The sequence below is a fragment of the Bacillus sp. FJAT-27986 genome (assembly GCF_001685035.1).
Lineage (GTDB): Bacteria > Bacillota > Bacilli > Bacillales > Pradoshiaceae > Pradoshia.
In genome coordinates this window covers 151,517-165,794 of record NZ_MAYV01000015.1, presented here as the reverse complement: position 1 = coordinate 165,794, position 14,278 = coordinate 151,517, and the positions used below count along the sequence as shown (strand labels likewise).

The following is a 14,278-nucleotide window of genomic DNA, read 5'->3' as shown; positions in this document are numbered from 1 at the left end:
CGAACAAACATTCCCTTTTTTAACTTTAATAATATCATTTATGCCCATCCTGCAAAAAAATAAAAGAGTCTTCCTCAATAATATGGAAGACTCAGTCTGTTGTTTATGCACTTTTAGGTGTTCTTTTGATCATGCGCTGAGAATACCAATACCCGGCCGTTAATGAAAATGCGTCAATTATAATCAGAGGCCAGGATGATGTATAGCCTTTATACGCTGATGCGGCGATTAGGGCAACCGTTAAACACAAACCGACTATGCAGCTATATGTCACTCTTGAAAAGAGCACAACTAATAAACCTGGAGCTAAAAGAGCTATTAAAATCTTCATCTGAGGTCTCACCTGCTTCCTCTGGAATCACGCAGCTATTTTCCAGCAATTCTATTCAGCTACAAATATATTACATTTCATGTGATTAATCCAGCAGGATACTAAGTTAATCGCTGACTGGCCCTCCATTTGGCACCCCTCTGACTTCAAATGTGTCCATAGGCCTTTAGGATCATGTATGAAATTTTATCCAAAATTAGGTTTCGTTAACCAAATCTAAAGGAATTTATAAAGAAGCAAGTATTCATTAATATAGGAGGGAAAATATGAAACTTAAAAAATGGTTATCAATCTCTTCTGCTGCTTTCTTAGGGATTGCCTTAACAGCATGTTCGGATACCGAAGAAACCTCTACCGATGAGAACGATTCAAAAACAGTCGAAATTACATATGCCAGAGGAGTCGATACGACAGGCAGTACAGAAAAACTGATAGAGGCATTCGAGAAAGAACATCCCAATATTAAAGTAAACTATCAGGAAATGCCGAATAGTTCTACTCAACAGCACGATCAATATGTAACCGCATTCAGTAGTAAAAGCGCTGAAATCGACGTATTTGATGCAGATGTTGTTTGGCCGGCAGAGTTCGCCCAGGCTAACTACGCGATGGAATTAGACCGCTTCATTGATCAGGATAAAATAAATCTTGAGGACTACTTCCCCGGTCCAGTTGAAGCCGGGAAATTTGAAGGCAAGCAATGGGCTCTGCCAAAATACTCAGATGCCGGTATTCTTTATTATCGAACAGATTTGGTTAGCGAACCCCCAAAAACATGGGATGAGTTAATAGAAATGGCTAAAGAAGGAAACGGGAAAGAAGGCACAAGCTCAGGCTTTGTCTTCCAAGCAAAGCAATATGAAGGTATTGTTGTGAACGCCATGGAATTCATTGCCTCCTACGGCGGCAAAATCATCGATGAAAACAATGAAGTCGTCATTAACAGTCCAGAAGCCAAAAAAGGACTTAGTAAAATGGTTGAAATTGCAAACGCAGATTTCATGCCAAATAACATTTTAACTTTTACTGAAACGGAAACTGAATCTGCCTTTAAAGAAGGCCAAACTGTATTCGCACGCAATTGGCCCTATATGGAAAAAACAGCTGCTGATAAAAGTACCTCAAAGGTAGCTGGCAACTTTGCCTTTACCTCCTTGCCTGCTGGTGATTCAGGCTCAGCTTCGACACTCGGAGGCTATATGGCCATGATTAACCGCTATACTGATCATCCAAAAGAATCATGGGAATTTGTGAAATTCATGACTGGGGAAGAAGGACAAAAAATCTCTGCGACCGAAGGCGGACGTGCTCCAACCATAAAAGCTTTATATGAGGATAAGGAAGTACAGGATGCGGCTCCTGTTTTCAAAGAAAAGTCTTTTGTTGAAACACTAGAAAACGCTGTACCTAGGCCGGTTACTCCAAATTACCAGGAAATATCGGATATTTTGCAAATCGAAATTTCTAAAGCATTAACAAAGGATATTACAGTTGATGAAGCCATTGAAAATATGGAATCAAAAATGAAGGCTGCATTGAAGGAATAGATAACTTAGCCTAATAGGAACGGCAATGGGAGGGAGATGGGCACAAAAGCTTGTCTCCTATTTTTTAGCTTTTGAAGTCCATCCTGAAAGGAGTAATGATATGAAAAAGAAATTTTCGCTATCCGAACGACAATTAGGATATGCCATGATTATCCCTTCTCTTATACTAATTGGAATTGTTGTTCTCTATCCAATTGCCATGTCTTTTTGGAACAGTATGTTTGATTATCGATTGAATACTCCAGAGAAATCCGTACGAATGCTATCTTCTCAAGTTGACCTTGAACGGTATGCCACTGATTATTATTATCTACAAAAAAATCTAGAAGAATTGAATAGCGATAAATCCAGCCAATGGGCAGAACTCATTGAAAAAAATCATCAAAAACTTTTAAATGAATCCGATATCGAAAAGCAATATGAATATGTAGAGAAAAAGGTTGCCAACTTTGAACCTATTAAGGAGAAAGATGAAAAATATGCCTCCATTAATGAGGATACAGCAGAAGCCTATAAAGCTGATTTAAAATCCATCAGTGGTGAATTGAAAGCGATCGAGGGAGAGCAGTCAGAACTTGCAAAGGATACAGCTGCTTTATCTGCTTCTGTCTCTGATTCTATTTTGAAGGAAAACTTTGTTGGGTTAGATAACTACAGTAAATACCTATCTGATGCACGCATGTGGAAATCGTTATCCAATACGATGATTTTCACAGTTATTACAGTCTTTTTTGAATTGGTGATTGGATTAGCCATTGCCTTATTAATTAATCGAGCGTTCTTTGGCAGAGGTGCGGTCAGAGCAGTTGTATTAATTCCCTGGGCGATCCCTACCGCTGTATCAGCGATGATGTGGATGTTCCTCTATGATGGGCAATCAGGCATTATCGCCCACTTGTTCGAAGAGCTTCATATTATTTCAAACGCCGGGGATTTATTAAGCACAGGTGTCGGAGCGATGGCGTCTGTTATTCTAACGGATATATGGAAAACAACACCCTATATGGCTTTGTTATTGTTAGCGGGCTTGCAGACCATCCCCAAGGATGTTTATGAAGCTGCTTCAGTCGATGGAGCAAGCAAGTGGTACCAATTCCGCAGAATAACACTACCTTTATTAAAATCCAGCATTCTTGTTGCCCTGCTCTTCCGTACACTTGATGCGTTCAGAGTATTTGACCTCATTTTCGTCTTAACAGGCGGCGGACCTGCAAATTCAACAGAAGTGATTACCATATATGCATATAAAACCTTATTCGCTCAACAAAATTTCGGCGAAGGCTCCGTCCTCTCGATGATTGTGTTTGTTTCAGTGGCGATTATCAGCCTGATTTACATTAAATTCATAGGTTCTGACCTATTTGGAGACCGCATAAACGGAAAGGGGGAAAATTAAATGAAGAAGCCTGTAAAAACCATACTTTTCTATGTGTCGATTGCTCTTTTTATCTTTGTTATCATGTTCCCATTTCTCTGGGTCTTTCTTACATCCTTAAAAGAACCGGGTGAAATTTTTGCCTCGTATAAATGGTGGTCCAAGAATCCATCTCTAGATTCATATAAATCTGCTTTAACTTCAAGGCCCCTGCTCAGTTACATGAAAAATAGTTTAATCGTTTCTACCGTTACGACCGTAATCGCCATAACGTTTGCATCATTTGCAGCTTATGCGTTAACACGTTTACCGATTAAAGGAAAGGGTATTATATTTGCTGTAATACTCGCATCATCTATGTTTCCGCATATCGCTATTATTTCACCAATCTATAACTTTGTAACCGACTTCAATTTACGTAATACGTATACAGGGTTGGTGATTCCCTATATTACATTCAGCTTACCTTTGGCTATTTGGCTATTATCCACGTTCTTTCAGAAAATACCAAAGGATCTTGAGGAATCAGCGAAGATGGATGGTGCTACACCATTTCAAACCTTTAGAAGAATCATTTTCCCATTGGCTGCACCCGGCGTATTTACGACAGCCATCCTTGTATTTATCGCAGCTTGGAATGAATATTTATTTGCTTTAACTATTAATTCAAAAGAAGCAGCACGAACTGTACCAGTAGGTATATCCCTTTACCAAAGTGATTACACCATTCCTTGGGGTGATATAACGGCAGCAACTGTCATCGTCACCATTCCAATTGTTATATTGGTGTTGATTTTCCAAAGAAAAATAGTATCCGGTTTGACATCAGGATCAGTGAAGGGATAAAACGAATGTACTGTTTCAACGTTGAGGGGGATTTTGTTGGAAAAAAAACCGTATATTACAGAAGCAATCATTGGTAATTCAAGCATGCTGGTATCTTTAACAAAAGATGGGCAGGCGCAAAGGATCACATGGCCAAATATCGATTTTCCCCAGCATCTAAATCTATTTTATACAGGTATTCGCGGCATTGAAGGCTCGGTAAAGACCTTCTTCCTTCATGAGAATGTTTGGAATCATAAACAAGCATATATGAACCGCACGAACATTTTAGAAACCATATCCACACTCGGCGGTTCTGGCTTGTCTATCAGACAGCTCGATTTTGTGTTACCCAAAAAAGATGTCTATGTTCGGCACTTTACCTTTAAAAATCTATCAGATTGTCCACAAAATATAAGCTTCGTAGTTTACAGCGATTTTATGATTGATGAAAAAAGACGCTATCAAACTGTTATGTTCGAGGAAGATACAGATAGCTTTACCCATTACCACAGAGAATATGGATTTGCAGTTGGCTCCACTCATAACGTTAAGAAATTTCAATGTGGAGCTACATTTAAGGAGCTAAATGACGGTATTCTTAGGGGTAAAAGAATTGCCAATAAATCATCATGTGGAATTGAATATGATCCGCTTTCTCTCGATCCCAACGAGGAAAAATCCATTACGCTTTATATTGCAGCAGGCAACGGCTCTCAAGGAGCGATTGACATCTTAAAGGATGTAAAAGAGATTCCCTTTGACGAACATTTCAAGGAGACCTTGCACTATTGGTATGAATATTTGGATCAAGCGAAGCCAGTTGAAATTAAAGATGAACGAACAAAGAAAATTTATGAGCGTTCTTTACTTATGTTTCATTTAATGAATAATAAAAATGGCGGTTTCATTGCTGCCCCTGAGGTAGATGAGGAATATGCCTTTTCAGGTGGATATTCCTATTGCTGGGGTCGTGATGCAGCCTACACCGCCACTGCATATGCTCGTGCAGGCTATCACAGACAGGTTAAAGAGTTTTACCGATTTGCCAGAACTCTTCAGGATGAGGAAGGAAAATGGGATCAGCGCCACTATTTAGACGGACATTTAGCTCCTGCCTGGGGCTTGCAAATTGATGAAACAGGCTCCATTCTGTGGGGACTCCATCAATTTTATGAAATTACCGGTGATGAGGACTTTGTAGTTGAAATGTGGCCAGTCATGGAAAAAGGGGCGGACTTCCTTACTAAGTTTATCGATCCCATCACCCATCTTCCTCTTCCTAGTATGGATATATGGGAAAAAAGAGAAGCTGAACACTTTTATTCAGCCGCCGCAGTATATGGAGGGCTGTTAGGATCTTCTGAATGGGCCGAGAAATTAGGTCATCCCGAAAAAGCTATTCTTTATAGGAATACTGCAGCAGCTATTAAAAAGACTATCATGCAGATTGGCTACAATGAGACGAATGAAGCGTTTTTCCGAGCTTTTCATTTAAGACTCGATGAACCGGCCTACTTAAATAAGAAAGCTCAGGGCAAGGATGTCTCAAAGGAATATGATGCAAAGGGATATCCAATCTATCGTCAGGTCAGGGATGATGTCATCGATATCTGTTTACTTGGCCTTCAGGTACCCTTCAATATGATTGATGCCAATGATCCAAAAATGAAACAAACAGCTGCCACCATTGACCGACTGTGCCGCTCCAAGATTATTGGCGGTATCGAACGCTTCCCGGGGGATATCTATATTAGTGGTGACCCTTGGATCATATCGACGCTCTGGCTCGCGATTTATTATATTCGCATTAATAAACAGCTTGAAGCAAAGAAATTATTTAAATGGGTCGTCGATCATGCCACTGATTTGGATCTTTTAGCAGAGCAAATTGACAAAATTACAGGCAGACCTGCCTGGGTATTACCGCTTACTTGGTCACACGCTATGTTCATTTTGACTGTTTTAGAAATGAAAGAGAATGGAATAGAACTTTAACCGCCTGTGGATAAGCCAAGTTGTCCACACACTTATACACGGTAATCACAGTTTATTCATAACATTTAATAAGCAAAGTAAATTTCCCCCTGTGGATAAACTATGCAAAAAGGATCTTCAGGTCTATATTGGCCAGAAGATCCTTTCATTTTATATGGATATACTTTCTGATCTTCTGAAACAACTTAAGCCATCATCTCTGACTGGATGGATATACTATAGACAAGCAACCTTTTCAGCAATACCCTGAGTATCATCACTTAATCTATGGTTATTCTCGATATTTGTTTGAGTTAATATATATCTGATTATTGATTTCTTAATACTGTCAATTACACGTTCCGGCTATTTCAGAGGCAGCTTCCGAACTTTTCAGAACACATATGAAAAGAACTATAATCAACTGCATACCTTCCGAAACATTCATAACCCCTTTATTCATTTGGATGATTATAGATTCCCGGGATTAGCTGAGACCCCTCTAAATCTGCATCAAGGAAAAAAAACTAATGAACAAAGCAATCATTATAATTTATACTTAGGTAGTATTATAAAATAACAATATTTAAATAATTTCGTTCGTCTAAAAAATACTTCAAATAAACCGAAAATAAAATTGAACCATTTGCTGAAACTAAATCAGGTATTTATTTCATGATAGATATTCAATAAAGAGGGGGCATAACATATATAATACGATTAAATAGTCAACAGAACACAGGCTTATAAACATACCTATAAATCCTGAGATTGGAGGAGTTTACAATGAGTGAGCATCATCACCATGGTCATCATCATAGTCACGAAAGCGGAGGCCATCATCATCATAATGCAAATAAAAAAGCCCTTGCGATTAGCTTTAGTTTAATATTTGCCTTCATGATTATAGAAGTGATTGGCGGGATTTGGACCAACAGTCTTGCTCTTCTTTCCGATGCTGGGCATATGCTCAGTGACGCAGCTGCTTTGGGATTAGGCTTATTTGCCTTTAAATTTTCAGAAAAGGCTGCTGATTACTCCAAAACCTATGGCTATAAGCGCTTCGAAATATTAGCTGCATTTATAAACGGCATGACTTTAATCATTATTTCCTTCTTTATCTATTGGGAGGCAATTGAACGTTTTAGAGTGCCGCCAGAGGTTAGCTCCAATATGCTTTGGATTGCTCTAATTGGATTGATTGTCAATTTAGCGGTTGCCTGGATCTTGATGAGAGGTGATACAGAGGAAAATCTGAATATGCGAGGAGCCTTCCTTCATGTATTAGGGGATTTACTTGGATCAGTCGGCGCAATTATTGCCGGAATCTTAATCATTCTGTTCGGCTGGAACTTGGCAGATCCGATTGCCAGCATGATTGTAGCAACTCTTGTCTTAGTTAGCGGATGGCGTGTATTAAAGGACTCTTATCATATTTTAATGGAGGGTACTCCTACAGGAATCCAAATCGAGCAGGTAAGAAAAAGTCTAATGAGTATAGAGGGTGTTCTGGATGTGCATGATTTACATATCTGGACGATCACATCCGGTTTCCCAGCACTTAGCTGCCATGTTGTCGTTGAGAAAAAAGTGGACCGTGATGAAATTCTTATTCAATTACAGAATTGGTTAAAGAACAATCATCAGATTGAACATTGTACATTTCAAATCGAAGGATACACTATAGCAGAGAGCAGTCAACATGAACCATGTAACTAATACTGAATGGCCATTAACCTATTAAGATTACAATTTCGCTACGTTTTCAAGTCAAATTCTAAAAGCAATTGAATGTGAATGTTCTAACTATTATAATAATTTTATCAGCTAAGGTAATGTTTACATAATTTGTAATCTATTATCTAGAAAGGGAATCAAATATGATCGGTGATCGTGTTAAAAGAATTAGAAAAGAGAAAAAGATGTCTATGACGGAGCTAGCGGAGAAGGCAGGAGTAGCAAAGTCCTATTTAAGTTCACTCGAAAGAAATATACAGGTGAATCCCTCCGTTCAATTTCTTGAAAAGATAGCAGCTGTACTAAATATCCCACTTGATGCTCTCTTAAACGATGAACCAGACATGACCAATCTTGATGAGGACTGGGCAGAGTTAATAAAAGAAGCAATGAATTCGGGAGTATCCAAAGATCAGTTCAGAGAGTTTATTGAATTTAATAAATGGCGTATTAAGAAAGATTGAATAGAAAGGCCTTAAAATAAATACTAGAATTCCCAAAACACTTATATAGCTGTAAGTGTTTTTTCTTGTTTAAGAAAACAAAATAAATACCCCGAACTTCAACTGAAACCGAGGCATTTCATATATTCACCCTCATTCCTGTGCGTTTTCTTCTCTCTCTATAAAGCCCCTAATCTCTTCTTTAGTAAATCCTATTTGTCGGGCGATCAATATAAGATTTACCCACTCTTGATCCAATTCAGCTTTAACGGTACACATCTACTATATCTCCCCCCTAAAATACTTTCCTCTATTTCAGGCAGTCCAGCCATCATAGTAATTAAACCTTAGACCTGTGACTTTGCGTCCTTATTTTTCAATAAGTTTGCCCTTTACTGTCAGTCTTCATTAGTATAATTGCTTACTCACTATTTTATTGCCACTGTTTGTAGTTTTCAAACCTTTTTTGGGTATATTTTCCTTCATTTTTCTACAAATATAGGTAAAAAGGATGATATATGCCGTTTCTAAACTAGACTTATGTCGAAAACAAATGAAATTTGTCCTTTTCCATCTGATATTTTTCATAATAAATTTGTTTATTTTGCGAATACTCTAAGGCTCTTAACACCTGTTGTTTGGTTAAATCATTCCCACAGGAAGGACATAGCCATTCACCAATTTCACAGCTGCTATAAGAAGCTCGATGGCAGATATAACAATTTTTACGATACATAATATCCTCCTTAAATGTTCTTTTTAAAGAACAATAACGTCAAAAAAATAGCATATAATGATGGTGATTAAGTCCTGAATACGGACTAATGGTCTAAATCCATATTAAATATAGAAACGTTCTTTTTTAAGAACATTTTACTATCTATTTATTTAACAGTCAAATAATTCCAGAAAGAACTTATACTATTTATTCCTATAAATGAATCCCTTTTGTATCAATCTATATGGCGCATCCAGATATCTGATTACAAAAAAATCCTCTCACAATAGAGAGGATTGACAATTATTATTTAGAAAACATATAGGTCTTAGTCTTTGTAGATATATTTAACACAATACTTAAAGCGAGAAGAGTTCCCAATACTGAGCTCCCTCCATAGCTCAGCAATGGTAAAGGGATGCCAGTAATCGGAACAAGTCCCATGACCATTCCTATATTCTCAAAGATATGGAAGGTAAGCATGGAAACGATACCTATGCAGATATACCGTTCATACTGTCCCTTATTTAATGTGGCAATTGCAATTATTTTATAAATCATAATGAAGTAAAGGGCAATGACCATACTGGCAACGATAAAGCCTCCCTCCTCTCCAATCACGGTAAAAATAAAATCAGAGTGAGCTTCCGGAACATACATAACACCATTGTTAAAGCCTCTGCCCGAATCCATTCCTGATCCAATGGCAAGTATGGAATTTTTCAGCTGATAGCCTTCACTAAAATTAAATGGATCAACCCAGGCGTGTATCCGATTTATTTGATATTCTCCTAAAAAGCTTAGTAATAGTTTTGTATGATAAAGATAGATGTAAGCTAGCGTAACCACGGCAGAAATCCCTGTTAAAATCAAGGTGAAAATGATTCTCCAATTCACTCCGGACACAAAAATCATGCCTATTAAAATAGCTGCGATTACCATAGCCGTACCTGCATCGGGCTGCAAGAGAATCAATCCAAGGGGCGGAATTGCAGCCAATCCTAATTTCAGCAATAAGATGAAATCAGATTTAAGAGATTTATTTCTCATAAATTTATCATTATGGGAGACTATGATTTTTGCCAAAAAAAGAATGAGAAATACCTTCATAAACTCTGAAGGCTGCACAGAAAAACCAGGTAGTTGAAACCAGGATTTTGCCCCCTTCGTTTCCTCCGCAATACTTTCAGGAGCGACTAGAAGGAAAGCTAATACACCGAATCCGAAAAGATATAGATAGATAGACATTCTCTTAATCTGGCTCAAATCAAAATAATAAACAACCGATGTCAGGATTAGTCCTATACAAAAATAAATGGCCTGCTTTATTGCAAATGGATTTCCATAAGGTAAATACTTCTGTGCACTATAAATATAGAAACAGCTGATGCCCATAAAAACAAAGATAATCAACAATAAGTCCAGATCAAAATAACTCTTACGAACCTTGTTTAAATTCATTAAATGACCCCTACTGTTTTTCCATATTATAACATTCACTCAATATGTATTACAAATATTACAAAAACCAATACTACTATTACAAAAAGAATTTAGATTACATAACTGAAATTATGGCTGAAAACTGATACTCCCCTTCACCATTGAATAGCAAGAGTATTGATAGCGCAAAAAAGAATAGTTAAGAGGGCTAAAATGAACATTTATCAAACGATACTTTATAAAGTAGAAGATATGCTTATTAAATTGTTTACAAAAAAAGGAAAATACGCCGATGTTAAAGCCGGCATTGAACAAAAGAGAGCTGAAAAGGAACAAGCTCGCCTTCTAAAGCAACAGGAAAAAGAGCGGTTAAAAAGGGAACGGGAAGAACAGGAAAGAAGAGAAATAGAAGCCATCATCGCTAATTTACTGGAACATAACGGCCAAAATTACTCCCCTTATGAATATAACGAAATTAAAAGGAATAAAGTATTCTTTAGATCCCTTATTCAACGTGTTTTTGAACCTAATGAGAAGGCTTTGGCCTTCATTTACTGTGAATATGATAAAAGCAGTAAGAAGGAAATTTTCGGATACTTAATCCCTACCAATAAAAGGATAATTTTTGTTAATAAGAGGTTCAGTGTAATACAAAGATTCAGGTATCAGACCGTTAGAAACGTCAACTGGTTCAAGGATGGACTATTAGAAAGAGGATTAAAAATCCAATATGGTAAGCGTAGATTGGAATTTGATGAAATATTTGATCAGGACCAGTTGATTAGAGTAGGGAATATTATTTTGAATAAGTCCAGGAATATTTGAATAGTATGATCACAAAAACTAAATAAAACAGTGGTCACAGATATAAGCCTGTGACCACTGTTTTATTTCATTCATATTATTAACACCAGTTAATTTGAAGCTTCTATCTTTTCAGTTCACTATCAACTGTCAAAATACCTAATTCATGATGGTCTCCCTCATATAAGGCATTTTGGACAAGCCTGATTTGCTCATTCGTATCATAGACTTCCAGCTTACAATGAGCACGATTGATTTGTAAGGCTTCATAAAGTTGCTCAGAGTTGTAAACCTGTTGTCCATTTACACGAGTCAAACGCTCCCCTGCTTTTAATCCCATTCTCTCTGCCGGCGATTCCGGAAGTACACCCAGGATCATCAAGCCTTTTTTTCCTGAAGTGAAGAAAGCATTCGATTGATTTTCATTATTTTTATACACAAACTGTATGACTTCCCTGCCAAGAATTGCAACAATGGCAGCTGCTAAACTGGCAATCGGATACCACTTTCCAGCTACAGCCAGAGCTAATACAATGATGCCTAGGATAGCTACATGGTTTCCAAGCCTTCCAGCCACATTGCCCATCAAATTACTTTTCACTTTAAGGGAGAACCCAATAAAAAATGGCACCAGAATAGGACTCCAATCCGTTCCTCCAAATGAAAAGACAGGCCAAAAATCTCCGCTAACATTCAACATTCCATTAGGAATAAATAATAAGACCGGCACCAGCCAAACTCTTTTTGTTGTTTGCGTTCCAATATAGAGACCGCGCTTTCCTTTTTCAACTGAAGGAGAAACTTGAATAGCTCCTCTTTTCCGAATTAATACTCCCTCTGTAATAATCAATAAACCTATTAAAACAGCTATTGAAGGATAAATCGCCTGCTCAAATGCAAAAAAACTGTTATTTAGGATGCCCTCAAACCCTGTTACATATAAAATATAGATAACAAGAAAGGCCAATCCAACTGTATAAGCCGGGGAAAGAAATCTGATTTGCATGCTTACACTAATCAGTAACATGAAGATTCCTACGATTACAATGAAATCAAATGGTACAGCTAAGCCGAGTAGCCCAGTGATGACCGATAGAATGAGTCCCCATACTAAACTAGGGACAATATATTCCTTCATTTCAATCATAGAATCCTCTACACGGACATGAAACAGTTTTCTTTCCTGTTTGACCCTCATGGAGCCAAGTATATATGTAAGTATAAATCCCACATAGAAAAGCGGGTGTAAAAACAATTCGCCTATTCCTTTTGCAATTTCAATTATCCACGTTTCCCACAAATTAATCACCAACCTCGCATACACTTACTTAATATTCTATCAAATCCCCCCCTCCTTTCCTATCAATTCTTTTCAGATAGTCACTATACTACAAAACTCACCAAGAACTTCTAAGATGTCCACCCTGCAGAAGAAACAAAGGATCGGTAACGAATTACAATGATAATGGATGAATCAGCCATACAAAAAAGTGAAGGCACATAACCTTCACTTTTTTGATATTCACCTTTAAGAAAACAAAGCACTTTATATTCTCATACCATGACCCGAATGCTATTGCTGGGCCAACCAACTTAAACCTGTTTGCAGCTGACGGTCATTTTTTTCATCCTTAATCTTATCCATTACGGCCTGCTGGAGCTTAGCTGCGACATCCTGGTCAACACTCCCTGTAACCGGCAATTTATGCATCCGCTGAAAGGCTAGGACAGCCTTCTCTGTCTTACTGCTAAAATAACCATCTGTACGCCCTGGTGCATATCCCAATCCCTCTAACATCTGCTGCAGTGTCTTCACCTGTTTATTATTCATATCCTTCCGCAAGTCTTCCGTAACAACAAGGGGCTGTAAGGTATAGTAGCTATCCTGATGAACGGACATCGTCGGAGCAATACCCTTTTTATGAATCCACGTACCATTTGGTGTCAGCCATTTATAGAAGGTTAACTTAATGGTACTACCATCCCCCATTGAAACAGGCTGCTGAACAGTCCCTTTTCCAAATGTTTTCTCGCCAATCAATGGATAACCTTCCGCTTCCTGCATGGCACCGGCAAATATTTCTGAAGCTGATGCGCTTCCATTATTAATAAGCACAGCAATCGGGTACTCCTTCTCACTTTTTAAAGTAGAGAAAAATTTATTCTTTTTGCCATTTCGCTCTTGAATTTGAATATAAGGATGTTCATTCGTTACAAATACCTCCAGGATTTCCTGAACACTTGTTAACAGTCCTCCAGGATTTCCCCTTACATCAATCAAAAGTCCATCCACCTTATCCTCTTCCAGACCTTTTAGATCTTCCAGAAAATCCTCTGCAGTTTCTTCACTGAATGAGGTGATTTGGATATAACCAATTTTTTTATCCCTTACTTTCTTTATAGCCGTGTGGATTGTTTCAATCGGAATCTCATCACGCTCCACTAAAAACGTGATTGGCTGATCATTGCCGTTTCTTTTAATGTCTATCGTCACTTTAGTTCCAATCTTCCCACGTATCAGGGAAACAACATCATATAGTTCCAATCCCTTAACATCCTTACTATCAATACGGATAATTTCATCACCAGGTTTTATACCGGATCGTTCGGCCGGGGAATTTTTAAATGGTGACACAATGATAAACTTCCCGTCCATAAAACTTATCTCAGCTCCAATTCCCTGAAACCTGGAATCCAATGTTTGTTGAAACTGTGACGAAGTCTCTTCATCCATATATACCGAATATGGATCTTTGAGCTCCCCAAGCATCCCTTTAATAGCTCCCTCAGTCAGCTGCCCTCCATCTATACGCTCTACGTAATTAGACGTAATAATATCATATGCCTGTCGTACTTTATCAAACTGGGGCCAGGAATCAGCCTGATTCTCTTTTTGATTCTTCGATTCAAGCGTATTCTCCAATGTCACATACTTCCACCACAAGCCAGCGATTGTAACAACTAATAGAAAGATGGCTACAGAAAATAACCAGTACCATTTATTTTTCATAGATCGCTCCTTTCATAGTTCTATCAATTAAAAAAGCACTGCACGTATAAATGTGCAATGCTTAGTCC

The 14,278-nt window shown here is 37.9% G+C and carries 13 protein-coding genes and 1 riboswitch; of the genes, 7 read left to right on the top strand and 6 right to left on the bottom strand.

Annotated elements, in window-relative coordinates; translation table 11 throughout:
• Positions 1-103 precede the first annotated feature (103 nt).
• Positions 104-331, bottom strand: a complete 228-nt coding sequence (locus A8L44_RS11725) for a CsbA family protein (protein WP_066106119.1) — start codon at positions 329-331, stop codon at positions 104-106.
• A 266-nt stretch (positions 332-597) separates the two neighbouring features.
• On the opposite strand from A8L44_RS11725, the gene A8L44_RS11720 reads away from it, so the two are divergent.
• The 6 genes from A8L44_RS11720 to A8L44_RS11695 all read left to right on the top strand — a co-directional run bounded on the left by A8L44_RS11720 (position 598) and on the right by A8L44_RS11695 (position 8,256).
• Positions 598-1,878, top strand: coding sequence for an ABC transporter substrate-binding protein (locus tag A8L44_RS11720; protein WP_066106116.1), 1,281 nt, complete (start codon positions 598-600; stop codon positions 1,876-1,878).
• A gap of 100 nt (positions 1,879-1,978) precedes the next feature.
• A complete protein-coding gene (locus tag A8L44_RS11715; RefSeq protein ID WP_066106864.1) occupies positions 1,979-3,274 on the top strand; it encodes a carbohydrate ABC transporter permease in 1,296 nt (431 codons plus the stop codon).
• Complete coding sequence (locus tag A8L44_RS11710; RefSeq protein WP_066106115.1) at positions 3,275-4,099, top strand: carbohydrate ABC transporter permease; 825 nt, start codon at positions 3,275-3,277, stop codon at positions 4,097-4,099.
• 36 nt (positions 4,100-4,135) lie between these two features.
• A complete protein-coding gene (locus A8L44_RS11705) occupies positions 4,136-6,076 on the top strand; it encodes a glycoside hydrolase family 15 protein (RefSeq protein ID WP_077248108.1) in 1,941 nt (646 codons plus the stop codon).
• 765 nt (positions 6,077-6,841) lie between these two features.
• A complete protein-coding gene (locus tag A8L44_RS11700; protein WP_066106111.1) occupies positions 6,842-7,774 on the top strand; it encodes a cation diffusion facilitator family transporter in 933 nt (310 codons plus the stop codon).
• A 161-nt stretch (positions 7,775-7,935) separates the two neighbouring features.
• The gene (locus tag A8L44_RS11695; RefSeq protein ID WP_066106107.1) at positions 7,936-8,256 is read left to right on the top strand and encodes a helix-turn-helix domain-containing protein; all 321 of its coding nucleotides are present in this window, start codon (positions 7,936-7,938) and stop codon (positions 8,254-8,256) included.
• Positions 8,257-8,388: 132 nt separating this feature from the next.
• On the opposite strand, the gene A8L44_RS18575 is transcribed toward A8L44_RS11695, so the two are convergent.
• From A8L44_RS18575 to A8L44_RS11685, 3 genes are all read right to left on the bottom strand, one after another.
• Positions 8,389-8,514, bottom strand: coding sequence for an anti-repressor SinI family protein (locus A8L44_RS18575; RefSeq protein WP_077248107.1), 126 nt, complete (start codon positions 8,512-8,514; stop codon positions 8,389-8,391).
• Between the two features lie 36 nt (positions 8,515-8,550).
• Positions 8,551-8,635: riboswitch (cyclic di-GMP riboswitch) on the bottom strand.
• A 138-nt stretch (positions 8,636-8,773) separates the two neighbouring features.
• Positions 8,774-8,971, bottom strand: a complete 198-nt coding sequence (locus tag A8L44_RS19000) for a hypothetical protein (protein WP_066106104.1) — start codon at positions 8,969-8,971, stop codon at positions 8,774-8,776.
• A 288-nt stretch (positions 8,972-9,259) separates the two neighbouring features.
• The gene (locus tag A8L44_RS11685; protein WP_066106101.1) at positions 9,260-10,414 is read right to left on the bottom strand and encodes an FtsW/RodA/SpoVE family cell cycle protein; all 1,155 of its coding nucleotides are present in this window, start codon (positions 10,412-10,414) and stop codon (positions 9,260-9,262) included.
• A 195-nt stretch (positions 10,415-10,609) separates the two neighbouring features.
• Here A8L44_RS11685 and A8L44_RS11680 point away from each other — a divergent pair, with 195 nt between their 5' ends.
• On the top strand, positions 10,610-11,221 hold the full coding sequence (locus A8L44_RS11680) for a PH domain-containing protein (RefSeq protein ID WP_066106098.1): 612 nt from the start codon (positions 10,610-10,612) through the stop codon (positions 11,219-11,221).
• Between the two features lie 103 nt (positions 11,222-11,324).
• Here A8L44_RS11680 and A8L44_RS11675 read toward each other — a convergent pair whose 3' ends face one another.
• Together A8L44_RS11675 and A8L44_RS11670 are read right to left on the bottom strand one after the other, a co-directional pair.
• Entirely contained in the window at positions 11,325-12,500 is a 1,176-nt protein-coding gene (locus A8L44_RS11675) for a PDZ domain-containing protein (RefSeq protein WP_066106858.1), read from the bottom strand.
• Between the two features lie 273 nt (positions 12,501-12,773).
• The gene (locus A8L44_RS11670) at positions 12,774-14,210 is read right to left on the bottom strand and encodes a S41 family peptidase (RefSeq protein WP_066106096.1); all 1,437 of its coding nucleotides are present in this window, start codon (positions 14,208-14,210) and stop codon (positions 12,774-12,776) included.
• Positions 14,211-14,278 lie beyond the last annotated feature (68 nt).